The organism is Pseudomonas sp. NPDC047961, assembly GCF_050272435.1.
Lineage (GTDB): Bacteria > Pseudomonadota > Gammaproteobacteria > Pseudomonadales > Pseudomonadaceae > Stutzerimonas.
The window spans coordinates 153,903-177,313 of the sequence record NZ_JBNNMD010000004.1; the positions used below are offsets into that span (position 1 = coordinate 153,903).

At 62.2% G+C, this 23,411-nt stretch carries 19 protein-coding genes and 1 pseudogene; 5 read left to right on the top strand and 15 right to left on the bottom strand.

All coding sequences use genetic code 11. From position 1 onward, the window contains the following. Position 1 precedes the first annotated feature (1 nt). Positions 2 to 1,111: an SMP-30/gluconolactonase/LRE family protein gene (locus tag ACQKIK_RS15115; RefSeq protein WP_499136521.1), complete on the bottom strand. Its 1,110-nt coding sequence runs from the start codon at positions 1,109 to 1,111 to the stop codon at positions 2 to 4. Between the two features lie 373 nt (positions 1,112 to 1,484). On the opposite strand from ACQKIK_RS15115, the gene ACQKIK_RS15120 reads away from it, so the two are divergent. Then, complete coding sequence (locus ACQKIK_RS15120) at positions 1,485 to 3,848, top strand: DNA polymerase II (protein ID WP_499136522.1); 2,364 nt, start codon at positions 1,485 to 1,487, stop codon at positions 3,846 to 3,848. A gap of 6 nt (positions 3,849 to 3,854) precedes the next feature. On the opposite strand, the gene ACQKIK_RS15125 is transcribed toward ACQKIK_RS15120, so the two are convergent. Beyond that, positions 3,855 to 4,868, bottom strand: a complete 1,014-nt coding sequence (locus ACQKIK_RS15125) for a sodium:calcium antiporter (protein WP_499136523.1) — start codon at positions 4,866 to 4,868, stop codon at positions 3,855 to 3,857. Positions 4,869 to 5,139: 271 nt separating this feature from the next. Between ACQKIK_RS15125 and ACQKIK_RS15130 the strand changes: the two genes are divergently transcribed. After that, positions 5,140 to 5,346, top strand: a complete 207-nt coding sequence (locus ACQKIK_RS15130) for a DUF3079 domain-containing protein (RefSeq protein ID WP_045426672.1) — start codon at positions 5,140 to 5,142, stop codon at positions 5,344 to 5,346. A gap of 22 nt (positions 5,347 to 5,368) precedes the next feature. On the opposite strand, the gene ACQKIK_RS15135 is transcribed toward ACQKIK_RS15130, so the two are convergent. From ACQKIK_RS15135 to ACQKIK_RS15160, 6 genes are read right to left on the bottom strand one after another with little or no spacing between them, the layout of a single operon-like run. Next, positions 5,369 to 7,327: a PAS domain-containing hybrid sensor histidine kinase/response regulator gene (locus ACQKIK_RS15135; RefSeq protein ID WP_499136524.1), complete on the bottom strand. Its 1,959-nt coding sequence runs from the start codon at positions 7,325 to 7,327 to the stop codon at positions 5,369 to 5,371. Further along, positions 7,317 to 8,174 (bottom strand): sensor histidine kinase, encoded by an 858-nt coding sequence (locus ACQKIK_RS15140; protein WP_499136525.1) that lies wholly within the window; start codon positions 8,172 to 8,174, stop codon positions 7,317 to 7,319. Before ACQKIK_RS15140 ends, ACQKIK_RS15135 begins: the two co-directional genes overlap by 11 nt. Continuing rightward, on the bottom strand, positions 8,167 to 9,180 hold the full coding sequence (locus tag ACQKIK_RS15145) for an ATP-binding protein (RefSeq protein ID WP_499136526.1): 1,014 nt from the start codon (positions 9,178 to 9,180) through the stop codon (positions 8,167 to 8,169). The genes ACQKIK_RS15140 and ACQKIK_RS15145 overlap by 8 nt, the downstream gene beginning before the upstream one ends. Next, positions 9,177 to 9,581, bottom strand: coding sequence for an anti-sigma regulatory factor (locus tag ACQKIK_RS15150; RefSeq protein WP_499136527.1), 405 nt, complete (start codon positions 9,579 to 9,581; stop codon positions 9,177 to 9,179). The genes ACQKIK_RS15145 and ACQKIK_RS15150 overlap by 4 nt, the downstream gene beginning before the upstream one ends. Continuing rightward, on the bottom strand, positions 9,578 to 9,940 hold the full coding sequence (locus ACQKIK_RS15155) for an STAS domain-containing protein (protein WP_046163671.1): 363 nt from the start codon (positions 9,938 to 9,940) through the stop codon (positions 9,578 to 9,580). The genes ACQKIK_RS15150 and ACQKIK_RS15155 overlap by 4 nt, the downstream gene beginning before the upstream one ends. After that, positions 9,940 to 10,791 (bottom strand): STAS domain-containing protein, encoded by an 852-nt coding sequence (locus tag ACQKIK_RS15160; RefSeq protein WP_499136528.1) that lies wholly within the window; start codon positions 10,789 to 10,791, stop codon positions 9,940 to 9,942. The genes ACQKIK_RS15155 and ACQKIK_RS15160 overlap by 1 nt, the downstream gene beginning before the upstream one ends. A 542-nt stretch (positions 10,792 to 11,333) precedes the next feature. On the opposite strand from ACQKIK_RS15160, the gene ACQKIK_RS15165 reads away from it, so the two are divergent. Continuing rightward, positions 11,334 to 13,451 (top strand): putative bifunctional diguanylate cyclase/phosphodiesterase, encoded by a 2,118-nt coding sequence (locus ACQKIK_RS15165; protein WP_499136529.1) that lies wholly within the window; start codon positions 11,334 to 11,336, stop codon positions 13,449 to 13,451. A gap of 28 nt (positions 13,452 to 13,479) precedes the next feature. Here the strand turns inward: ACQKIK_RS15165 and ACQKIK_RS15170 are convergent, their stop codons facing one another. Together ACQKIK_RS15170 and ACQKIK_RS15175 are read right to left on the bottom strand one after the other, a co-directional pair. Beyond that, positions 13,480 to 14,157, bottom strand: coding sequence for a TIGR04211 family SH3 domain-containing protein (locus ACQKIK_RS15170; RefSeq protein WP_499136530.1), 678 nt, complete (start codon positions 14,155 to 14,157; stop codon positions 13,480 to 13,482). Positions 14,158 to 14,509: 352 nt separating this feature from the next. Beyond that, positions 14,510 to 14,817 (bottom strand): annotated as a pseudogene (locus tag ACQKIK_RS15175) (hypothetical protein). Positions 14,818 to 15,123: 306 nt separating this feature from the next. On the opposite strand from ACQKIK_RS15175, the gene ACQKIK_RS15180 reads away from it, so the two are divergent. Beyond that, positions 15,124 to 15,600 (top strand): acetoacetate decarboxylase family protein, encoded by a 477-nt coding sequence (locus tag ACQKIK_RS15180; RefSeq protein WP_499136732.1) that lies wholly within the window; start codon positions 15,124 to 15,126, stop codon positions 15,598 to 15,600. On the opposite strand, the gene ACQKIK_RS15185 is transcribed toward ACQKIK_RS15180, so the two are convergent. Continuing rightward, positions 15,597 to 17,039, bottom strand: coding sequence for a hydroxysqualene dehydroxylase (locus tag ACQKIK_RS15185; protein ID WP_499136531.1), 1,443 nt, complete (start codon positions 17,037 to 17,039; stop codon positions 15,597 to 15,599). The genes ACQKIK_RS15180 and ACQKIK_RS15185 overlap by 4 nt on opposite strands. 243 nt (positions 17,040 to 17,282) lie before the next feature. Between ACQKIK_RS15185 and ACQKIK_RS15190 the strand changes: the two genes are divergently transcribed. After that, on the top strand, positions 17,283 to 17,609 hold the full coding sequence (locus ACQKIK_RS15190; protein WP_499136533.1) for a hypothetical protein: 327 nt from the start codon (positions 17,283 to 17,285) through the stop codon (positions 17,607 to 17,609). A 9-nt stretch (positions 17,610 to 17,618) separates the two neighbouring features. Here ACQKIK_RS15190 and ACQKIK_RS15195 read toward each other — a convergent pair whose 3' ends face one another. The 4 genes from ACQKIK_RS15195 to nirB form a co-directional block, all read right to left on the bottom strand. Further along, a complete protein-coding gene (locus ACQKIK_RS15195; RefSeq protein WP_499136534.1) occupies positions 17,619 to 19,340 on the bottom strand; it encodes a bifunctional protein-serine/threonine kinase/phosphatase in 1,722 nt (573 codons plus the stop codon). Between the two features lie 40 nt (positions 19,341 to 19,380). Continuing rightward, the gene (locus ACQKIK_RS15200) at positions 19,381 to 20,196 is read right to left on the bottom strand and encodes a formate/nitrite transporter family protein (protein ID WP_045426707.1); all 816 of its coding nucleotides are present in this window, start codon (positions 20,194 to 20,196) and stop codon (positions 19,381 to 19,383) included. A gap of 80 nt (positions 20,197 to 20,276) precedes the next feature. Continuing rightward, positions 20,277 to 20,654: a nitrite reductase small subunit NirD gene (gene nirD, locus ACQKIK_RS15205; protein ID WP_045426709.1), complete on the bottom strand. Its 378-nt coding sequence runs from the start codon at positions 20,652 to 20,654 to the stop codon at positions 20,277 to 20,279. Next, the gene (gene nirB, locus ACQKIK_RS15210; RefSeq protein ID WP_499136536.1) at positions 20,654 to 23,212 is read right to left on the bottom strand and encodes a nitrite reductase large subunit NirB; all 2,559 of its coding nucleotides are present in this window, start codon (positions 23,210 to 23,212) and stop codon (positions 20,654 to 20,656) included. Before nirB ends, nirD begins: the two co-directional genes overlap by 1 nt. Positions 23,213 to 23,411: the final 199 nt, after the last annotated feature.

Below are 23,411 nucleotides of genomic sequence, written 5' to 3' on the forward strand. Positions count from 1 at the left end.
CTCAGCTGCCGTACTTGCCGAAGCTCGCGTCGCGCGTATTGACGTAGAGCGCATACAGCGAATGGCTGCTGGCCATGAATAGGCGGTTGCCCTTGGCGCCCCCGAAGCACAGATTGGCGCAGCGTTCCGGCAGCCGGATCTTGCCGATGGCCTTGCCCGCCGGGTTGAAAATCATCACGCCATCGAGGTCGGCGGTCACCGCTTCCGGGGCGCCTGAGCTACCCCAACCGCACCACAAATTGCCGTCTTCGTCGCACTTGATGCCATCCAGTGCGCCATACGCCGATGCCTCGATGTGCTTGCGGCGTTCGCCCAGCGTGCCATCCTCATTGACCGGGTAGGCCCAGATCAGCCGGTTGGGTTTGGCGCGCCCTTCGACTACATAGAGCGTGTTCTGGTCGGGTGAGAAGCACAGCCCGTTGGGGCCGGAAATCGAGTCGATCACTCGGGTCACGGCGCCGCTTGCACCGTCGATGCGATAGACCGCATCTGGCAGCTCGGTTTCGATCTTGTGCCCTTCGTAATAGTTGCCGGTCTGAAAGGGTGGGTCGGTGAACCACACTGAGCCGTCCTGACGCACCGCAAGGTCATTGGGCGAATTGAAGCGTTTGCCCTCGAACCGATCGGCCAGCACCGTGATGCTGCCGTCGGGCTCGGTGCGGGTCACACGGCGACCGATATCGGTGGTGGTTGAGCCTTCGCACGTCAGCAGCCGGCCCTGTAGGTCACGCGCCAAGCCGTTGGAGTGGTTCGAGGGCTGGCGATAGACATCGAACGAGCCAGTGATCTCATCCCAGCGCATGATGCGGTTTTCCGGGATATCGCTGACCAGCAGGTAGCGGCCGTCGCCCACCCAGACCGGACCTTCAGCCCAGCGCATACCGCTGGCGATCTTCTCGACGCTGGCGTTGAACAGCCTGTACTTGGCGAAGCTCTCGTCGAGAATCTCTACCAGTTCGTCTGGATAGCGCTGGGTCAAGGGTTCGGCGACGGCGAGCCGGGACAGGCCCAGGCCGCCCATGGAGGCGACACCGGCCGAAACCATCAAGGAAGACTTCAGAAAAGCGCGGCGTTCTCCATTGGTGGTGGAGTCGTTGTTACGTGCTGTCATGGCGGAGTCCTTCAGGCTTTATCAGGGGAGGCGTGATGTCGAGCGGATGCAGGCGCGACTTCCCGCGGAGAGGCGTTCGGGGGCGCTAATGGTGGGCTGTGAACAGAACAGGGCGACAGCGAGAGACAGGCCGGTGGCGGCGTACTGGAGTAAGGCATGGTGATTCCATTGTTATTATTAGGTCAGTCATCGTACAACCTCGTCGAGTATCGACAGTGATTTGCAGCCTGTCAAAGCGATAAGGCGATAAACACGCCATTAAGACGAGCACTTGCCAGAAAAGAAATCGTATAAGTTGCCCGTCGCGCTGGCGCCCTCGACACGCTGATGCCACGTAGAATGGGCGGCTTCGAATGGGTGAGGTACGCGAACGGTGGATCTGCAGCAGGGCTTCGTGCTGACCCGGCATTGGCGAGATACGGCGGCCGGCACCGAAGTGGAGTTCTGGCTGGCGACTGATACCGGCCCGCGTCGCTTGCGCGTGCCGTACCAGCCTTCGGTTGCCTTCATTCCGGCGACGCAGCAGCGCAAGGTCGAATTGCTGCTCAAAGGCGAGCGCGACGTCGAACTGCGGCCGCTGAACCTGATCGATTTCCGCCATCGCCCGGTGGTCGGCCTGTATTGCAAGCAGCACCGTCAGTTGATGAATCTTGAGAAGCGCCTGCGCGGTGCAGGACTGGATGTGTACGAGGGCGACATTCGCCCGCCGGAGCGCTACCTGATGGAGCGCTTCATTACCGCACCGGTGAGCTTTACCGGCCAGCCGGATGCCGACGGTGTGCTGCTGGAGGCGCAGATCAAACCGGCACCGGGCTATCGTCCACAGCTCCGGCTCGTCTCGCTGGATATCGAAACCACCATGCGCGGCGAGCTGTATTCCATCGCGTTGGAAGGCTGCGGCCAGCGGCAGGTCTACATGCTCGGCCCGGCCAACGGCGATGGCTCCGGCGTGGATTTCGAACTGGAATATTGCGACAGCCGCAAACAGCTGATCGAACGGTTGAACGGCTGGATGGCGCGGCATGACCCAGACGGCATCATCGGCTGGAACCTGGTGCAGTTCGATCTGCGGGTGCTGCGTGATCAGGCTCAGCGCTATCAGGTGCCGCTACGCTTGGGCCGCGGCGGGGAGGAAATGGCCTGGCGCGAGCACGGCAGCCGAGGCAACCACTTTTTCGCCGCAGCGGCGGGGCGGCTGATCATCGATGGCATCGAGGCCCTGCGTTCGGCCACCTGGAGCTTCCCCTCGTTCAGCCTGGAAAATGTCGCGCAGACCTTGCTCGGAGAGGGCAAGGCGATCGACACGCCTTATCAGCGCATGGACGAAATCAACCGCATGTTCGCCGAGGACAAGCCGGCCTTGGCGCGCTACAACCTCAAGGACTGCGAACTGGTCACACGCATCTTCGCCAAGACCGAACTGCTGACCTTTTTGCTCGAACGAGCCACCGTCACCGGGTTGCCAGCCGACCGTAGCGGCGGGTCGGTGGCAGCCTTCGAACACCTCTATATCCCGCTGATGCACCGCCAGGGCTTCGTCGCGCCGAACCTCGGTGAGCGGCCGCCCGAGGCCAGCCCTGGCGGCTTCGTCATGAATTCTCAGCCGGGCCTGTACGAGTCGGTGCTGGTGTTGGACTACAAGAGCCTCTACCCCTCGATCATCCGTACCTTTCTCATCGATCCGGTGGGGCTGGTCGAAGGCATGCGCCAACCGGAAGACAGCGACTCGGTGCCGGGCTTCCGTGGTGCGCGCTTCTCGCGTTCGCGGCATTGCCTGCCGGCCATCGTCGAGCGCGTCTGGGAAGGCCGAGAGTCGGCCAAGCGTGAAGGCAACAAGCCGCTGTCCCAGGCGCTGAAAATTATCATGAACGCCTTCTACGGCGTACTCGGCTCCAGCGGCTGCCGATTCTTCGATCCGCGGCTGGCGTCGTCGATTACCCTGCGCGGCCACGAGATCATGCGGCGCACCCGCGAGCTGATCGAAGCCGAGGGCTACAGTGTGATCTACGGCGACACCGATTCCACCTTCGTCTGGCTAAAGCGCGCCCACAGCGACGAGGACGCGGCGCGCATCGGCAAGGGGTTGGTGCAGCAGATCAACCAGTGGTGGCGCGAGCACTTGCAGCGCGAGTTCGGTCTGCATAGCGCCTTGGAGTTGCAGTTCGAGAGCCACTTCAAGCGCTTTCTGATGCCGACCATTCGCGGCGCGGAGGAGGGTAGCAAGAAGCGCTATGCCGGGCTGGTCACCCGCGCCGATGGCACTGATGGCCTGGTCTTCAAAGGGCTGGAAACGGTGCGCACCGACTGGTCGCCATTGGCCCAGCAGTTTCAGCAGGAACTGTATCGACTGATCTTCAATCGCGAGCCCTACCAAGACTACGTGCGCAGCTACGTCCAGCGGACGCTGGCCGGCGAGCTGGACGAGCTGCTGATCTTCCGCAAGCGCCTGCGTCGGCGCCTGGATGACTACGAGCGCAACGTGCCGCCGCATGTGCGTGCCGCCCGTATCGCCGATGAATACAACCTGCAGCATGGTCGTCAGCGGCAGTACCAGAATGGCGGCTGGATCAGCTACTTGATCACCGTGGCCGGCCCGGAACCACTGGAAGTGCGGCGCGCACCGATCGACTATGACCATTACGTCAGCCGCCAGCTGCAACCCATCGCCGATGCCATCCTGCCGTTCGTCAACGACAGCTTCAGCGCGTTGATCGACGAACAACTCGGGTTGTTTTGACCGCGCTCAGCCGAGCTGGCTTTTGCCGAGCACCATGGCCACACCGGCGAAATACAAGCCGATCAAGGTGACGCTTTCGAAGCCGATCTTGCCCAGCCCGTGCTTCTCTCGGCGTAGCAGGCCCATGAGCAACACGCCGGTCATCAATATCGACAGGGCCACCCAGAGCAGAACATTGCTGGAAATATGGTGGTAGATCGAACCGTCGCGATAGGCGACATCCGAGGCAGCGACGAACAGCGTGTCGAACGCGTTGCCACCGATGATGCCGCCGACGGCCAGCGTCAGGGCGCCACGCCTGACGGCCGCGACCGAAGTGACCAGTTCCGGCAGGGACGTCACCACGGCGGTCAATAGGACGCCCACTGCCGCTTCGCTGAGCCAGGTATGCAATGCAATCTCGCTGGCCGACGCTTCCAGCAGCCAGCCGCTGATACCGAGTATCGCAGCCATGATCACGAAGCGAACCCAGAGCGAAGTCAGCGAGCGGTTCGTTGACTGTTCGTCGGGGGTGTCCTCGCGGGTCTCGCGAGTTCGCGCTGGCAGCCACATGGCTTCGTTTTGGCCCTTTGCTATTACGCGCAAGCCATAGAGGTAGCCGAGCAGCATTAGTGGAGTAACCGGGTGGATCGCCCACACGGTGACGTCTGGCGAAAAACTGCCGACGAGGATCAGGGACAGCAGACACAACACCAGCGTGCCTTGCATGAGGTTGCCGATGGAAGCAGCGGCGTGCTCGAGGTTGACCCGCCGCAAGGCAAGGTCGGCCACCGTCAGAAATAACGTTTGCACCGCGATGCCACCCAGTGCGTTGCTCATCGCCAATTCTGGCTGCCCTTGCCAGGCAGCTGTAACGGACAGGACGATTCCGGACAGGGACGTCGCCATTCCCAGCAGGATCGCGCCAGCCATCGCTTCGCCCATGCCGGTGCGGTCGGCGAGTTCGTCGACTACCCGCGTCAGACGGGTACCTACGATGCCAATCACGACTGCGCAGACCAATAGCAGGCCCACGCTCATCGACAATCCCATTGCCTGAAGTTGTGGCAAAAACAGGCCCTCTGGTCCGGCCGCTTGATTGCGGCAATGACTAAGTAGAGCGGCTCGATTGGCCTGGGTTCAGCTCGCGAGGTCCGAAGAAGGGCAACTCGGATGGCCAAGGGATGCGATTGGGCGCGCTGCCAAGCCGTTACGAACTGGTCGGGAATGGCCGATCTTGAGCCTGGTCAAGTTCAGCCAGCGGAGGTCTGTTTAGCCTGAGGGCTTCTATCAAGCGAATCCAGAGGCCTGCATGGCCAAGAAATTCCCACTCAACCCGCCGCATCCTGAGCGCATCTGCTGGGGTTGCGATCGCTATTGCCCCGCCGACTCCCTGGCCTGCGGCAATGGCGCCGGCAGGACTCAGCATCCGGCTGAAATGATGGGCGACGACTGGTACGAGTTCGGCGACTGGGGAGACCTGATCGCGGCTGACAAGGCTGGCAAGAACCAGAAATAGCGTCGCTGGTGCTTCTGCCCGATCAGTCCGCAGCGAGAGTTGCTGACTGATCAAGCAGCTGCCGCACTTTGCCGAGCAACTCGTCGATCTGGAATGGCTTAACCACCATGTCCATTCCGGCAGCGAGAAAGCGATCTCGGCGCACCGCGTTCTCGGCGTAACCCGTCATGAACAGCACAGGTAGAGCCGGGCGATAAGTTCGCGCTGCGTCAGCCAGGTCCCGCCCGGAAAGCTGTGGAAGCCCCACGTCCGTCAAAAGCAGATCGACGCTGGTGTCGTCCTGCAACACCGACAACGCAGTAGCGACATCGGCGGCTTGGCTGCATCGATAGCCAGCCTCGCTCAGCATCTCGGCTACCAACATGCGGATTGCCGGCATGTCCTCGACGATCAGTACGTGCTCGCCGTTGCCCAGCGGCGTGTCGCTGACCGAGGCAGCGGCCGGCTGGGTGGCAGTGGCGGCGGGCAGTACCAGCGAGACTTCCGTGCCTTCGCCGACAACACTGCTAAGCCTGGCTTCGCCACCGGACTGTCGGGCGAACCCGTAGATCGATGACAATCCCAGGCCTGTGCCCTGGCCAAGCGGCTTGGTGGTGAAGAAGGGGTCGAACACCTTGCCAAGCACTTCCGGTGCGATACCGGTGCCGTCGTCCTCCACTGTCAGCACGACGTAGTTTCCATCTGCCAGGTCCGCATCGCCCTCTGACCGCAAGCTCGCGGTGCGGATGGTGATCTTGCCGCCACGGGGCAGGGCATCGCGTGCGTTGATAACCAGATTAAGGATGGCGCTTTCGAGCTGGTTGGCGTCAACCTGTGCCACCGCGCCTTGCTCGGACAGCTCCAGATTCAGCGATATATGCTCGCCAATGGTTCGCTGCAACAGCTCCTCAAGCGAGCGGATCTGGTCGTTGAGGTCGGCTGGCCGTGCATCCAAGGGTTGCTGGCGGGCAAAGGCCAGCAGGCGATTGGTCATCGATGCGGCGCTGCGGGCCGAATTCAGCGCGGTGTCGGCAAAGCGCAGGACAGCATCGGTGCGGCCTTCGTGCACGCGTTTCTTCAGCAGCTCTATGCCGGTGATGATCCCGGTCAGCAGATTATTGAAATCATGCGCGATGCCGCCGGTCAGCTTGCCCAGCGCGTCCATTTTCTGCGCCTGCATCAGCTGCCCTTCGGTGCGGACGCGCTCGGCCACTTCACGGGCGAGTTCGCTGTTGGCATTGTCGAGCTCCTGCCGTTGGGAACGCTCGCGTTGTTGCTGCTCAGTGATGTCCTCGATGACCACCAGCCCGAGTTCGAAAGCGCGGTACGGCGACACCTGCCACTGGGTTTCACGGCGTCCGCCGCCCGCGTGCATGATCAGCGTGTCATGCCAGCGAGACCCGCTGGCCAGGCTTTCGCGCAGTGTCTGCAGTTTGGCTTCCTGCCCTTCGGCAAGGCAGGCGGTCAGATCGGATGGCTCTGGCTGGTCGCCCAACAGCAACGACAGCGCTCGGTTGCTTTCGTGGATGCGCAGTTGTGGGTCGATGACGGCGATCGGTGCTGCGACCTGAGAGAAAATGTCGCGAAAGCGCGCTTCGCTTTCACGCAGCGCATGCTCGGTGTCGCGAACCCGAAGCAGCGTGCGAAGCGTGGCGAGCAACACATCCGGATCCACCGGGTGAATCAGGTAGGCGTCAGCTCCGGCGTCGAGTCCCGTGATGATGTCGCCGGTCTGGATCGACGCTGCGGAGACGTGGATGACCGGCAGCAGCCGGGTACGGTCGTCTTTGCGCAACTGCCGGACGATGTCGAAACCGCTCATGTCGGGCAGGTTCACGTCCAGAATCAGTGCGTCGATTTCCTCACTGGCGATCAGGTCAAGCCCGTCACTGCCCGTCCCGGCTTCGAGCACTGCATAGCCGTGCCGCTCCAGCACGCGGCGTATAGCGTAGCGCGTGGCGGCGTTGTCATCGACGACCAGCAGCTTGCTCTTAGGCTCCATCGACCGGCTCCGTGCAAATGGCGACGGGGATGATCACGAAGAAGGTCGAACCAACCCCCGGCGTGCTCTCGACGCCAACCCGGCCTCCGAGCAGTTCGGCAAAGCGTTTACACAACGACAAACCCAGGCCGGTCCCGCGCAAACGTTTCTGCAGGGGCGTGTCGATCTGGACGAAGTCCTCGAACAAATTGCCATGCAGGTCCTCGGGGATGCCAATGCCAGTGTCTGTCACCGCGAAGCGGACTTCTCCCTCACCTTCAGGGCGCACGGAAATGCGTACCTCACCGTGCAGGGTGAACTTGAGTGCGTTGGAGATGAAATTACGCAGAATCTGCGCCAGCTTCTTGTCATCGGTATAGAGCCGGGGCATGTCCTGAGGTTCTTCGAAGATCAGGTCTACCGCGTTGGCGTCGACGATCGGGCGAAACATGCCGCGCAACGCCGCGAACAGATCCAGCATGTCGAACCAGGCGGGCGAGATCGTGATGCGCCCGGCTTCGATCTTGGCGAGATCGAGAAGATCGTCAACCATATCGCTGAGTTCGGTGGCAGCCCCACTGATGAACAGGACCTGCTTGTGCTGTTCGGGACTGAGCGGGCCGTCCAGCTCGTCGCTGAGCAGGCGGGTGATGCTGCGAATCGAGCCCAGCGGCGTGCGGAACTCATGGCTCATATAGGACAGGAAGCGGCTTTTCAAATCCGAGGCCTGTCGGAGCTGCTCGGCCTGGGTGTCGAGTTCGGCATACAGGGCCAACACGCCCTGGTTGGTTTCCTCCAGTTCGGCACGCAGCAACTGGTTTTCGCTGCGCAGCTGCTCGGTGAGATCAGGTAGCGTCGAATCAGTCATGGTTTGCCTCCAGAGCAACCACCAACACGGTCACGTCGTCCCGGCCACGGCAGAAGTCGCGGTGCAGCAGCGTCGCAATGATCCCCGGATGACGATGGATCAGGCCGGGGTAGTCGCGCAGATCCCAGCGCGACTGCAAGCCATCGCTGTACATGATCAGCACCTGGTGTTGGGTCTCGACCGGGTAGTCGAAAGCGACGGCCTTGCGAAACTGCGAGCCGACGATGCCGGGATGCGAGGCCAGGCCGCGGCTTTTCTCGGCCGTGAGCAGGGCGCCGCCGATGTTGCCAACACCGGCAAAGCGAACCTTGCCGACACGGGGGTCATACAGGGCAACGGCTGCTGCGCCGCCGCGGGTGCCATTCATGGCCTGGTGCATTTCGAGCAGGCTGGCGGCCGGCTCGATGAAGGGTGCCGTTGCGAAGACCGCAGCGCCGGCAAGGCCAGCCCGCTCGGCGTCTTCGCCATGGCCGATGCCGTCGATCACCAGCGCGCTGATCCGTGAGCCGTCGAGCGCGAGATGCCAGACGTCGCCACAGGCGGGATCGTTGTTCAGCGAATGCTGGCTGACGCCGAAGCGAAGCGGCGGGGGCGAGACATGGCGAGGGAATACCTGCACCAGCACGACCGAACCTCGGCTGTCGGAATGAATGTCGAACACCTGTGCCTGGCGCATCAATGCGCCGAGCCCGGTTCCCTGGGTTCCGCCCGTGGAAAACCCATCGGCGATACACTCGCCGGGGTCGAATCCTGGTCCTCGGTCCACCGCGACCAGTTCGATGCCGCTCCCGGTCTCGGCAGGAATCGCGCGCAGGTGGAGCGCGCCGTGGTGAGCATGCTTGAGTAGATTGGTGGCCAGCTCGGTGGCAACGAGCGCCACCCGGCCAGCATCGACATCAGCGAATCCCAGCTGCTGGGCCAGCGCTTGCGCGACGCGGCGCGCATGGCCCACCTGGCTGTCATCCTCGATCGGCAGAACGGTCGTAGTGGAGCCGCTGATATTCATGACCATTTGGTGATACTGATGCGCGTGCCGAGGCCCGGGGTACTGTCGAGCTCGAAGTTGTCCACCAGGCGCTTGGCGCCGGTCAGCCCAAGCCCAAGGCCGCCGCCAGAGGTCCAGCCATCGGTCAAGGCCAGTTTGATGTCAGCAATGCCTGGACCCTCGTCACGGAAGGTCAGCCGGATGCCGGTTCGTGTGCCTTCGTCCAGGATCTCCCAGTCCATATCGCCGCCGCCGCCGTAAACGACAGTGTTACGGGCCAACTCGCTGACTGCGGTGACCAGCTTGGTTTGATCGATCAAGCGCATGCCGCAATCCTGAGCCAGCTTGCGGACCGCCTGCCGTGCCAGTACCACGTCCTGTTCGATCCGTACTGGGGTGCTGCCGCTGCGGCGCACGGTCATTTATCGGCCATCCGCTTATGCAGCAACTGCATGCCTCTCTCGACATTGAGCGCGGTGCTGACGCCCTGCAATGTCAGGCCCAGTTCGACCAGGGTAATCGCAACGGCGGGTTGCATGCCGACCACTACTGTCTCCGCGTCCATAATGCTCGACAGGCCGGAGATCGAACTGATCATGCGGCCAATGAACGAGTCGACCATGTCCAGCGCGGAGATGTCGATCAGCACCGCTTTGGCGGACGTTGCGCTGATGCGTTCGGCCAGGTCGTCCTGCAGCGTCATTGCCAGTTGATCGTGCATGTCGACCTGAATGGTGACGAGCAGAAACTCGCCCATTCGGAGTATTGGGATGCGCTCCATTACACCGCCTTCGTGACAGTCAGCCCGGAGCGACGCAGCGCCAGTGCCAGTGCGTCGGCGAGGGAGGCCTTGGTGACGATGCCTTGCAGATCGAGGCCCAGGTGCACGATGGTCTGTGCAATCTGGGGGCGAACGCCGCTGATGATTGCATCAGCGCCCATCAGGCGAATCGCGGTGACGGTCTTCAGCAGATGCTGAGCCACCAGGGTATCGACGGTCGGCACGCCGGTAATGTCGATGATGGCGATTTCAGAACCGGTGTCGACGATGCGCTGCAGCAGCGACTCCATCACCACCTGGGTGCGTTGCGAGTCGAGGGTGCCGATCATTGGCAGCGCGAGGACGCCATCCCACAGCTTGACCACCGGAGTGGACAGCTCGAGCAGTTCTTCTTGCTGGCGCTTAATGACCGCTTCTCGGGATTTCTGGAAGGCGCGCACCGTGTGCAGGCCGAGTTGGTCGATTAGCTCGGACAGTGCCCAAAGTTGCTCGCCCAGCATCCCCGGCTCATCGGCGTATTCGGTCTGCAACAGCGGCAGCAATGGACGCTTGAACGAGAAGATGAAGCCAGCGGTTTGCTGCGAATCGAACCCCAGCAGGACGCGGCTGTGGGACAGCTGCTCGAGGAACTGGCGCATGTCTTCCCAGCTCGAGGCCCTGAGGTCGGTCGACTCGGTCTGGCCCGCGCCGGCGACCAGCAAACGGATGAACTCGCCGGTCTGCTGGCGTAACTCCTCGATTCTGACGTTGCGGTACATGCCGCTGGCTTCGAGTTCGCCGGTCCAGCTGTTGAGCAGTTGCTGCTCGTTGCTGGCAATGACGTTGAAGGTACGTTGTTGCAAAGAAGCCATTGGCGCGAGTCCTTTTTGGGAGAGATGCAGCGATAGTCGGGTTTGAGTCGAATTGCCTGCAGGCGTTCCGGTTGGGTCGAAAAACCCAACGGCCGGAGCGGTGTCATCGGTGCAGCTTGTTTAACCCAGCCAAAAGCGGCTGTCGGGAGCGGTCGTTTGAAGTGGCAACGCCAGCTTGGGAATCGTTGTGAGCTTCGGCGATTCCGCCGCGAAGAGACAATCGTGCGAGCAGTTCACGTTAACAGGTAGGAAGCTGGCATTTCGCCTCAAGTTGCTGGTTGGGTCAAGGTTTTCCGCCGCCTGAATCGAAGTGACTGAAGCCATGCCAGCCGAGGCGGAAGCGATCAGCCCCAAGCGGCCCCTGAGCGACCGTCTGGCGGATCGCCGCAGGCTCTGATTCAGGGAATTGGGCGAAAGCCGATAGCCGTGTACGGACCGTTGCATCTCCTGCACCCTTCGTGAGGCCAGACCTGACAGCTGGCACTTCGCCTTTACTGATTTTTCGGTCAAGATTCGCGCCCTTTTTCCAGGAAGACAGGCCAATGCTGGTCGGTAGCTATAACCACATCCTCGTGTTCTTCTCATTCGTCGTTGCGGTGTTGGCGTCCTATACCGCGCTGGATATGGCGGGACGGGTTGCCACCGCAGAGGGGCGTGCGGCGCGTTTGTGGTTGGTCGGCGGCGCGTTTTCGATGGGCCTGGGAATCTGGTCCATGCACTTCATCGGCATGCTGGCGTTCAGCCTGCCGATTCCGCTGGGCTATGACCCGCTGATCACCGCCGGCTCGCTGATTATCGCCATCGGGGCGTCCGCGCTGGCGCTGTGGCTGGTCTGCCAGCAGGAGATGCCCTGGAGTCGTCTGGTGCACGGCGCCCTGCTGATCGGCGTTGGTATTGCAGTGATGCACTACAGCGGCATGGCGGCCCTGCGCATGCAGCCGGGGATTGACTATCACATGGGATGGCTAGTCGCCTCGGTGCTGATCGCCGTGCTGGCTTCGGGTGCAGCGCTGTGGCTGGCGTTTCGGCTACGTGCCAACTTGCACCGCATGCGCCTCTGGCGCGGTCTGGCGGCGCTGGTCATGGGCCTGGCGATTGCCGGGATGCACTACACCGGCATGGCAGCAGCGAGCTTTCCCGAAGGCAGCTTTTGTGGGGCCTCCAACGGCGTCGATACCGATTGGCTGGCGTTGCTGGTCATCGTGCTGACCTTGGCCGTGCTGGCGATCACGCTGATCGTCTCGATCCTCGACGCGCGTTTGCAGTCGCGCACGTCGGTGCTGGCCAGCTCGCTGGAAAAGGCCAACTCCGAACTGATGCAGCTGGCGCTGCATGACAACCTGACTCGCCTGCCGAACCGTCTCTTGCTGGAGGATCGTCTGAGCCAGGCTTTGAAGGTGGCGCAGCGTGAGAGCACCGTCTTTGCCGTAATGTTCATGGACCTGGATGGCTTCAAGGCGGTGAACGATGCGTATGGTCACCACATCGGCGACCAGCTGCTGATCAGCGTGACGGAGCGTTTGCGCAGCTGCGTGCGAGCACAGGACACGCTGGCGCGCCTGGGTGGGGATGAGTTCGTCCTGCTTGCTTCCATCGCGGGCCCGGACGATGCGGCCACCCTGGCGGCGAAACTGGTGCAGTGCATCGACGAGCCGTTCGTACTGTCGCGTTACACACTCAGCGTGTCGCTGAGCATCGGCATCGCGGTCTACCCGGGCGATGGCGAGGTGGGGCGCGACCTGCTGCTGCATGCTGATGCGGCGATGTACCACACCAAAAGTGCGGGCCGTAACGGTTACAGCTTTTTCGAGGCCTCGATGAATGCCAATGCGGCTGAACAGTTGCAGCTGCTGCACGATCTGCGTCTGGCCGTGGCCAATGGCGAGTTGCGGTTGCACTATCAGCCCAAGTTCGAAGCGCCGGCCGGGCCAGTACGCGGCTTCGAGGCACTGTTGCGCTGGCAGCACCCGCGGCGAGGATTGCTCGCTCCGGATGCGTTTCTGCCCTTGGCGGAGAAGACCGGGTTGATCATCCCGATGGGCAAATGGGTGCTGAACGAGGCCTGCCGGCAGCTCCGCGAGTGGCATCAGCAGGGCTTCAGCCACTGGACCGTCGCGGTCAACCTGTCTGCCGTTCAGTTCGAACAGCCGGATCTGCTTGGCGTGGTCACCGAGGCGATCGAGCGACACAGCATTGCGCCGCAGATGCTGACCATCGAAGTCACCGAAACCGTGGCCATGCGCAACCCGGACACCACCATCGAAACGCTGGAGCGGCTTACCGACCTGGGCATCAAGGCGTCGATCGATGATTTTGGCACCGGTTATTCGAGCCTGCTCTACCTCAAGCGGCTGCCGGCCAGCGAGCTGAAAATCGACCGCGCCTTCGTCAAGGAGATGAGCGCGGGCAACGAGGACTCCGTGATCGTCTCGGCGATCATCGCGCTGGCCAAGGCGCTGGGGCTGGAGGTCGTCGCGGAAGGTGTGGAGACGGCGGAGCAGCAAGACTTTCTCACCGACCTCGGCTGTCAGACGCTGCAGGGTTTTCTGTTGGACCGGCCGATGACGCCCGAACAGGTAGCCCAGCGCACCGCGCAGGCGCAACCGGTGCTGTCGGCGTTCAACGTGGCTGTACCGAATCGGGTAGCGGAGCTGAGCTGAGGGCCTGCAGCTCAGCTCCAACAGATCCTCAGAACCAGCGGTCGTTGCGCTTGCGGCCGCGGGTCATGGCGGGAAGGATCAGGCCCACCAGCAGTCCGGCGCCGGCGATGCTGCCGCCGTAGACCATGTAGCGCATCAACACCTGATTGTTTTCGTCGCCTAACCGCGCCTGGGCGTCACGCAATTCAGATTCGGTGGCGGTGAGGGCTTCATCCAGGGCCAGGCGGCGTGCTTCCAGTTCATCGATCAGCGTCTTGCGCGAATCTAGGGTCTCTTGCATGCCCTGGACCCGGGCCTTCCAGCTGTCGTCGATGGTCTTCAATTCTTCGCTGAGCTCGGCAACCTGCTGCTCCAGCTGTGGCAGGCGCTCTGCTTGTCCAGGGACTTCCTGCAGGTCGCTGCTGCGGATCCAGACACGGTCGCCGTTCTCACCGCGAACCTGGCTGTAGTCTCCGCTGGTATCCAGCAGCTCGACCTTCTGACCGGAGGTGAGGCTGCCAACGATGCGATAGCCGTCGGTGGGCCCGCTGCGGACATAGGTGCTCAAGGTGTCGCTGACCCAGCGGTCGTTGCCTGCTTCTTGAGCATGGGCTGGCGTGATGACCGCCAGCAGCGTACCCATCAGGCCGGCGCTAAAGGCGCGGCGTTGAGTAGCGGACCAGGAAATACGGGATAAAAGTGCAACGAGATGACGTGATAGGGACATGAATAGTGTTCGCGCTGGCAAAAATGGAGGCCCTGATGAACGGGCCGGACATAAGCGGAGTTCCGGGCTGGCGAGGTGCGCCAGCAGCGCGTTTCGACAAGTCGAACAGTAGGCGCCGGATGTGCCGATCGTAAGCGGGAGGATGCTTTCTCCCTGGGTTGGGCTGGTGACCCTGTAGTCCTGCAGACTGGACTGACAGCGCTCAGCCATCAGGGTTCATTAAATTTTCATGGTTTTGTGCAGGGCTCGGTGGCGTGAAATGAGGCTCGAATCCGATCTCCGGCTGCGAAGGTGGCTGCGGACGGGCCGCCGTGCTTCTTACTGAGCGGATCAGAAAAGAAGGAGCGCCGCTTTACAGCAGTTCGACCTGCTGGGCGCGGATCAAGATATGTTCCTGACGAAAGCGGGTCTCCAGTGACTCGCGATATTCCGTCCACCAGGCACGGTCCAGCTCTGGCGTCATCATTCATAAATAACCAGATCGTCGCGCACGGCATGGCTGCCGTCTTCTTGCCATAGCCCGTCGACAGGGGCGCGACTTTGGGCGGTCAGGCCACCAAACTTATGGATGAGGCCGTCTCGGACCTCAGAGAACAGCGACTTCGGTAATGGCTGCTGGTCGTTGTCGTACAGCGGCAGAAAGAGATGGATCAGGTGCATGCCTAGGGCCCGAGCAATAGCGTTCTTTCTGATATGACCTCTGGGCGTGCGCGATGCGATTGCTCGGATCGACGGCATCTCAGCGCTGTCGACTGAGGACCAACCAATGCATGCCGTGAGTGAGGCCAATAGTGGACGCGATGAATTCCGAGCATGAGCAAGCGGCCTTTCCGCGCGCGCCATGGCAGCTTCGAGGTGCGGCGTGCTTGTCTCTGTGGAAACTGCCGGAGACAGCGCTGGGCCAGCTCGCGCCAGATCCTGGTTTGCCTATCCTGAAGATCGCTGGCAACGCGTTTTATTGCAACGATCTGGGCCCAATACAGCGGCGGCACGCTGCGCTATGACGAGTTGGCAGTTGCGGTATTGATTCGAGGAAAAGGGCTGCTGGTGCCGGCAGGCTCGGTCACGGCGATCTGGGTAAACGACGCTATGTCGGCGGAGGGCGGCCGCCGCCTCTGGCATATCCCCAAAGAGTTGGCGCGTTTCGAAACGCTGGCCTCTGAGCGCGCGTTCACCGGGACGATGATACTTGATGATCAATCCGTAGCCGCTTTGAGCTTCGAAGCCGGTGCTGCCTTGCCAGTAAGGCCACGAATGAGCGGTTTCGTCATCCAGCCTGGCATCGGCGGGCCGCTGCGCACCCGGTGCACGGTCAAGGGCGCGCTTCGTATGGGGCGGGCACACTGGACAATCGATCCGGCCGGTCCGCTGGCCGCTCTCCATGGTCGTCAGCCACTGCTCAGCGTCGGGCTTAGGGCGATGGATGCTGCGTTTGGAGTCTAGAAGCCATCGGGGCCGTCACTGCGCCTGAGCCATTTGGTAAGGCCTCCAGGCACCGGTGTCGGTAACGCCAGCTTCGCTGTGATGCCGCGCTCTGCCAGCAGCTGTTCTGCCGCGAGCGCTCCCGCACGGGTAGCGCTTTCCATACAGAACGGCAGCCCAGTGTCGACCCAGTCGCCCGCGATGAACAGGCCTTTTTCCTGATGTATTGCCGGTCGGCGGGTTTCGATTCCGGGGGTCGCGCAGGGAACCGACATCGGGATGTGGTGCACCGCTGTGCCTATCAGATTGGCCTGTCGTGCTGCGGGGGCGAAGTCGGCGATTTCCGCGAGCGTTGCGTCGATGATTTCCCGATCCGACAGCTCGGCGGCGCGGTGGCTCCAGATGATGTTGGTGGCGAGCATGGAGCCAGGCACGGTGGTGCCATCACGGATGTTCGACAGGTCGTAGAAGTCCGTGTTGAAGCAACCCGGCGACCAGGGGCGCGCCCAGAAACGAGCGTCGCTGAGCATGCGGTCGAACCATAGGTAGCAACTGATGTAGGGGCTGGGCTCGAAGCCTGCCGCGGTCATCGTTAGCGAGTGTTGCCGAGGCAGCACCGATTCGATAGCGGTGGGCGGCACGGCCAGCACCACCGCTGACGCTTCGACGCTGGAACCATCGGCAAGCGTTACTCCGGTTACGTTCGAGCCCTGTCGAACCAGGCCATTTACAGCGCAGCCGAAGCGTACCTCGCTGCCGTTGCGCTGTAGCACTCGAATCGCCGGCCAGGCATAGAGGTCGCTGAGCCCGACCTTTGGAAAGCCGAAGGCCAGGTCGTTATGCCCCAGGCCCTGTGCCAGCAGGCGCATCAGTGATGCGGCCGAGCATTTCTCGACGGGCACATTCAGGATTGCCATCGCCGCCGACGCCCAGAACCAGTCGATAAAGCCGGGGCTGACGCCGGCGCTCAGCAAGTAGTCGCGCCCGTTTTGGTCATCCAGCGCCATCAGTTCGCGCGGTGAGCTGCGCATGGTGCGCCAGCCCAAACGGATATTGCTCAGCAAGTGACGCAGCGGGACGTTGCGCAGCACCTGCGGCAGGTTGCGCACATAGTGCAGCGGTGCGGGCAGACCGCCGACCTTGAATCGCAGGTGCTTGCCCCTGTCGAGTACCGTCAGCAATTCCTCCGTTTGCCAGCAAATCTGATGAGCCGTGCCCAGGCGTTCCAGCAATGCCTGCATGTTTGCGTATTTATTGAGCAGCACATGAGGGCCGATATCCACCTCGAAACCGGTGGCGGGGTCGGCCCAGCTGCGAGCGCGACCGCCCGGTACGTCACTGCTTTCCAGCACGACGACGCGCAGGCCAGCATCGGCCAGGTGCACTGCACAGGAGAGACCGGCGATGCCTGCGCCGACGATGACGACATCGGCCGGCTGGCCGGGAGGAGTGGGAGTCAAGGTCAGGCCTCGCCATAGGTGTGCTGAAGATCAAAGCAACAACCAAAACAAGGCTGTTTCAGATCTGGCAGCTCATCTTCTGCAGACGTTCCGATCAGGGGCCGAACGGCAACCTGGCCAATCGCTAGGTCTTCTTCGGTTAGCGGCGCCTGCAGTGATCGCGCGGCGGCTGATCGGCGGGGCGAATTTGCAAACGCGGCCGGACTCCAAGCAATACAAGCATTAGCTAGAGGAAACCCAAAAATGGAATCGTCCAACCCCTCGGTGACCGCGCTGCAGAAAGCTCAGGACATCACGTCACGCTGGGCCGATGGCGAGCTGGGCGTCGAAGAGGCACAACATGCGCTCAAATCGGTCTTCGATCAGTGGCAGCCCGCTGATGCCACGACCGAGGCCGAGCAGGTCGCCGAGTCGTCGCTGGCGGCGGCGCGTATCGCCTTTCAGGATTGGCAACAGCGTGGCGAGAATTGCGAGGAGCTGGTGACCCAGCTGCGCTGGATTCTCGATCCGTCGAAGGACGGCGTCACCGATCCCGCGCTTAACGTGTACGCGCCACATCGCTCCGAGTGAGGCGGTTGCTTAACGAACCAGCAGCACGATCACGGTAACTGCCAGCACCAAAGACACGCCTTTCCAGAACAGCACCGGGTTGCGCTCCAGAAGTGGCGGGCGCGCCTTGTTTAGAAAAGCCTGGTTCGGCTGGCGCAGCTCGAAGACGAACTCCGACAGGTCCTCATAGCGTTTGTAAGGGTCCGGATGCAGCGCCTTGCGCAGTACGTCATCAATCCACGCCGGCACGCCGCGATCGCGTTCGCGGATTGGTTGATAGCTGAGCTTGTTCTGCGCCGCACGGGTGCGGCAGCTGGCAACTTGAGTACCGTAGGGCAGGGCACCGGTCAGCATCTGGTAGGTGATCACCGCCAGCGAAAACAGGTCGGATCGGGTGCTGCCACCTTCACCCAAAAAGTATTCCGGCGCCGTGTACTGGGCCGTGCCCAACAGCTCGTTGCGCTCGATGGGCGAAGCCACTTCCATAAGGCCGGCCACGCGAGTGGAACCGAAATCGATGATTTTCACCGTTCCGGTGGCGTCGATCATGATGTTGGCCGGGCGCAGATCCTGATGCAGCATTTCCAGCCGGTGAAAGGCGCGAACGCCCTTGGCGATTTGCTCGACGATGCCGCGCACGATTTCCAGATCCGGGCGGGGATTGTCGATCATCCATTGCGCCAGCGTCTGGCCTTCAATGTATTCGCTGACGCTGTACAGGTAGTTGCGTTTGCGGGTCTGCAAGCATGGCTTGGCTACATGCGCGCTGTTGATGCGTCGCGCCACCCAGTCTTCCGTGAGAAACCGCTCCAGGTACTGCACGTCTCGTTGCAGGTCCATCGAGGGCGTCTTGATGATCACCGGCGCTTGGGTTTCATCATCAGTGGCGAGATACACATGGCTGCGGCTGCTGGCGTGCACCTCGCGCACGATGGTGTAGCCGTCGAATGCCGCGCGGGCTTCGAGAATGGGCGGGAAGGGCAGTTCGGTCAGTTGTTGCAGCAGCTCGTCCGGCTGCTGCAAGGGAAGCGTGTCGATACGCAGGATCTGCACGGTGAGGTTGTCGTCGCTGCCCTGTTCCAGTGCCTGCGCAACGATCGCCCGAGCGGCTGCATCGAGATCATCCATGTTGTGGACGATAGCGCCGAGCATCGACGACGCGCTTATGTACTCATAAACGCCGTCGGTGGCCAGGATAAAGATGTCGCCCGCTTCTACAGGTTCGGCGCGGTAATCCAGGTCTAGCTGCGGGTGGATGCCCAATGCGCGGCTCAGGTAACTCTTGTCTTCCGAGACCCACATGCGGTGGTCATTGGTCAGTTGCTCCAGCGCAGCGCCCTGGACGCGGTAGATACGCGAGTCGCCCGCATGAAAGAGGTGCGCCGTGGTCGATTTGATGACCATCGCGCTGAAGGTGCACACGTAGCCACGATCCGGGTCGAAGCGATAGGGGCTCTGTTGCCCCTGTGAGTGCAACCAGGAATTGGTTGCCATCAGCACCCGTTGCGCCGAGGTTTTCACTGACCAGGCGTCGGACGTGCAGTAGTAGTCAGCGAAAAAGCCGCTCACGGCTGACTCGCTGGCAATGTGACTGACGGCGCTGCTGCTGATGCCGTCCGCCAGGGCAATGGCGATGCCCTTGCTGCTCAGTTGTGGCTCTTTCGGAATGTAGATGCCGTGGAAATCCTGGTTGGTTTCCTTGGTGCCCTTGTCGGTGTATTGGCCCACCGTGACCTTGAGTTGACTGCTCATTGGATGCAGCGAACCCCGGTTGCCCGGGGTTCACCATCGATCAGCGTACCAACGCGCGCTTCGGTGCGGTCCGTACGTGAGTGGTGTAGAGCGTCAGGCCGGTGAAGGCTAGGCCGCCGACCAGGTTGCCCAGCGCCGTGGGAATTTCGTTCCAGACCATGTAATCCATGATCGAGAAGTTGCCGCCCATGATCATCGCCGAGGGGAACAGGAACATGTTCACCACCGAATGCTCGAAGCCCATGAAGAAGAACAGCATGATCGGCATCCACATGGCGATCACCTTGCCGCTGACCGAGGTGGAGATCATCGCGCCGACCACGCCCATCGAGACCATCCAGTTGCACAGCATGCCGCGCAGGAAGATGGTGAACCAGCCAGCGGCGCCGAACTCGGCATAGCCCAGCGTCCGCGCTTCGCCGACGTGCGAGATCTTTTCGCCCACAGGACCCGGATCGGTGGAGAAGCCCATGGTGAAGACGAAGGCCATCATGAAGGCGACGGTGAGCGCACCGCCGAAGTTACCCAGAAACACCAGCCCCCAGTTGCGCAGCACGCCGTTGACGGTTACGCCCGGTCGCTTGTCCAGCAAGGCCAGCGGCGTGAGGACGAACACGCCGGTGAGCAGGTCGAACCCCATCAGGTAAAGCATGACGAAACCGACCGGGAACAACATTGCGCCCACCAGTGGCGATCCGGTCTGCACGGTGATGGTCACGGCGAACACCGCAGCCAGTGCCAGGATGGCGCCCGCCATGAATGCACGGATCAGCGTGTCCCGCGTGGACATGAAAACCTTTGATTCACCGGCGTCGACCATTTTGGTGACGAATTCCGAAGGGACGATGTAGGACATTTTTCGGTTCTCTGGTTGTGTTGGCAAAGCAGGGGCATCCCTGCCGTAGGCGTATCGCTGCTCGTTGTGCCGCGCCGCGGTCAGGCCGCGGCGATTTCCACCGCATCGCCATTGAGGCGTACTGGCCAGACCTGCAATTGCTGTTCCGGGTACTCCAGACAGCTGCCGTCAGCCAAGCGGAAGTGCTGCTTGTACAGCGGTGAGGCGATCACCAAGTCGCCCTTGAGCTGCCCCAGAATGCCGCGGCCAATGACATTGGCGCCCGATTTCGGGTCCCTGTTGGCGATGGCGAAGACCTGCTCACCCGTCTCGGTTTCGGGCAGGTGAAACAGTGCGACCTGCTCGTCATCGAGCCAGGCGACCACGCCTGAATTAGCGACCAGATCGCGACGGCTGCAGAGCGCCCGCCAGCTGACGTTTTCACTCGGTTGCATGCGTACGGCGTTGGACTGGCTCATCAGAGCACCTCCTCAGTGACGGGAATCAGGTGAAGTTCGTGTGCATGTGCTGGGCGGCGCTGGCCGCGTTCCCTGACGAAGTGAACGTCCGGGTCGCCGCGCTGGTCGTTGACGAAGGTGCGGAAGCGCTTGAGTTTTTCCGGGTCCTTGATGGCATTGGCCCATTCGCATTCGTAGCGGTCGACCACCAACTGCATCTGCGCTTCCAGCTCAGCGGCGAGATTCAGGCTGTCGTCGATGACGACTTCCTTGAGATAGTTGAGTCCGCCTTCGAGGGATTCGCGCCACACGGAGGTGCGTTGCAGCTTGTCCGCGGTGCGGATGTAGAACATCAGGAAGCGGTCGATGTAGCGAATCAGGGTTTCGTCATCAAGGTCAGTGGCGAACAGCTCCGCGTGACGCGGGCGCATTCCGCCGTTGCCAGCCACGTACAGGTTCCAGCCGTTTTCGGTAGCGATGACGCCGATGTCCTTGCTCTGTGCCTCGGCGCATTCGCGGGTGCAGCCGGAGACACCAAACTTGATCTTGTGCGGCGAGCGCAGGCCCTTGTAGCGATCCTCCAGGCGCAGCGCCATGCCGACGCTGTCTTGCACGCCGTAGCGGCACCAGGTGCTGCCGACACAGGATTTCACCGTGCGCAGGGATTTGCCGTAAGCATGTCCGGTCTCGAAACCGGCCTCGATCAGCTCGCCCCAGATATCCGGCAATTCATGCAATTGAGCGCCGAACAGGTCGATGCGCTGGCCGCCGGTGATCTTGGTGTAGAGGTCATATTTCTTCGCGACGGCACCGAGGGCGATCAGCTTGTCCGGGGTGATCTCACCGCCGGCGATGCGCGGCACTACCGAATAGGTGCCGTTCTTCTGCATGTTCGCCATGAAGGTGTCGTTGGTGTCCTGCAGCGGGATCAGGCCTGGATCGGTGATCGGCTGGTTCCAGCAGGACGCGAGGATCGAGCCCACCGCCGGCTTGCAGATGTCGCAGCCTGTATGACCTCGACCATGCTTGGCCAACAGCTCAGCGAAACTGATGATGCCTTCGACGCGCACGATGCCGTACAGCTCCTGGCGAGTGTGAGCAAAGTGCTCGCACAGGCTCTTGTCGACTTCGACGCCACGGGCAGTCAGTTCATGCTCGAAGACCTGCTTGAGCAGCGCGCTGCACCCACCGCAGCCGGTGCCGGCCTTGGTTGCGGCTTTGAGTTCGCCGAGATCGGTGATGCCGGCATCGACCTGGCAGCACACCGCACCTTTGGTGACGTTGTGGCAGGAGCAGAGGGTCGCAGTGTCCGGCAGCGCATCGGCGCCCAGCGTCGGTGCGCCATCGGACAGAGGCAGGATCAGGCTGGACGGATCAGCCGGCAGCTTGATGCCGTTCTGTGCGTACTGCAGCAGGGTGTCGTAGTAACTGTTGTCGCCGATCAGCACCGCACCGATCACCCGCTTGCCGTCTTCGGACAGCACCAGGCGGCGGTAGCTCGCATTCGCTTCGTCTATGAATCGATAACTCTTGGCGCCGGGTGTGGCGGCGTGGGCATCGCCGATGGAGCCGACGTCGACGCCGAGCAGCTTGAGCTTGGTCGACATGTCCGCACCGCTGAAGGGCTGGTGCGGCTCGCCGCAGAGCAGGGCGGCCAGGTTGCGCGCCATGGTGTACCCCGGCGCGACCAGCCCATAGACCATGGCGTTCCAGGAGGCGCATTCGCCGATGGCGAAGATTGACGGGTCGTTGGTGCGGTAGTCAGCGTCGATCACGATGCCACCGCGCGGTGCGATGTCCAGTTCGGCGCTGCGGGCCAGCGCATCCTGCGGGCGAATACCGGCGGAGAAGACAATCAGATCGGTTTCCAGATGGTCGCCATCGTTGAAGTTCATCCGGTAGGCGTATTCCTCACCGATGACGATTTCCTGCGTGGCGCGGGACAGATGCACGCCGACGCCCAGCGCTTCGATGCGGGCCTTGAGCGCCTTGCCGCCTTCCTCGTCCAGCTGCACCGGCATCAGGCGTGGGGCGAACTCGACCACATGGGCTTCGAGGCCGAGCGATTTGAGCGCATTGGCCGCCTCCAGCCCGAGCAGTCCGCCACCGACGACCACGCCGCGCTTGGCGTTGCTGGCGGCGGCGCGGATGGCGTCCAGATCATCCAGGGTGCGGTAGACCAGTCGCGAATTGCCCTCGGCACCCGGGATCGGCGGCACGAACGGGTAGGAACCGGTCGCCAGAATCAGCTTGTCGTAGGGCTGGCGGCCTTCGCGGGTGACCACTTCCTTGCGTTCACGGTCGATTTCCAACACCTGCACGCCAAGGTGCATATGCACGCCGTGGGCGGCGTAATAGTCGGCATCGCACATGGCCAGTGAGTCGGCATCACGGCCGCCGAAGTATTCGGACAGGTGCACCCGGTCGTAGGCGCGCTGACGTTCTTCACCGTATACATGCAATTGGTACTGGCTCAGTGCGCCGCGCTCGATCAGCTGCTCGACGCAGTGATGCCCCACCATCCCGTTGCCAATGACGATCAGCGTTTCGCTCTTGATCGGGGTGACGATTGCGTTCATGACCGGTTCCTCCGTCGAAGCCGTTTGCGGCGTCGTCGTACAAAAACAAAAAAGGCGCCTGGAGCTGTCGTGCAGCTCCAGGCGCCTTTGCCTGGTATTAGGATTTGTGGGGTGCTGGCGAGCGACGTTGCCCGGTGCACCCGTCCCGTGCCACTCGTGGCTGATGGTCTTCGTTGACCGCGGGAGACGCTGCCGAATC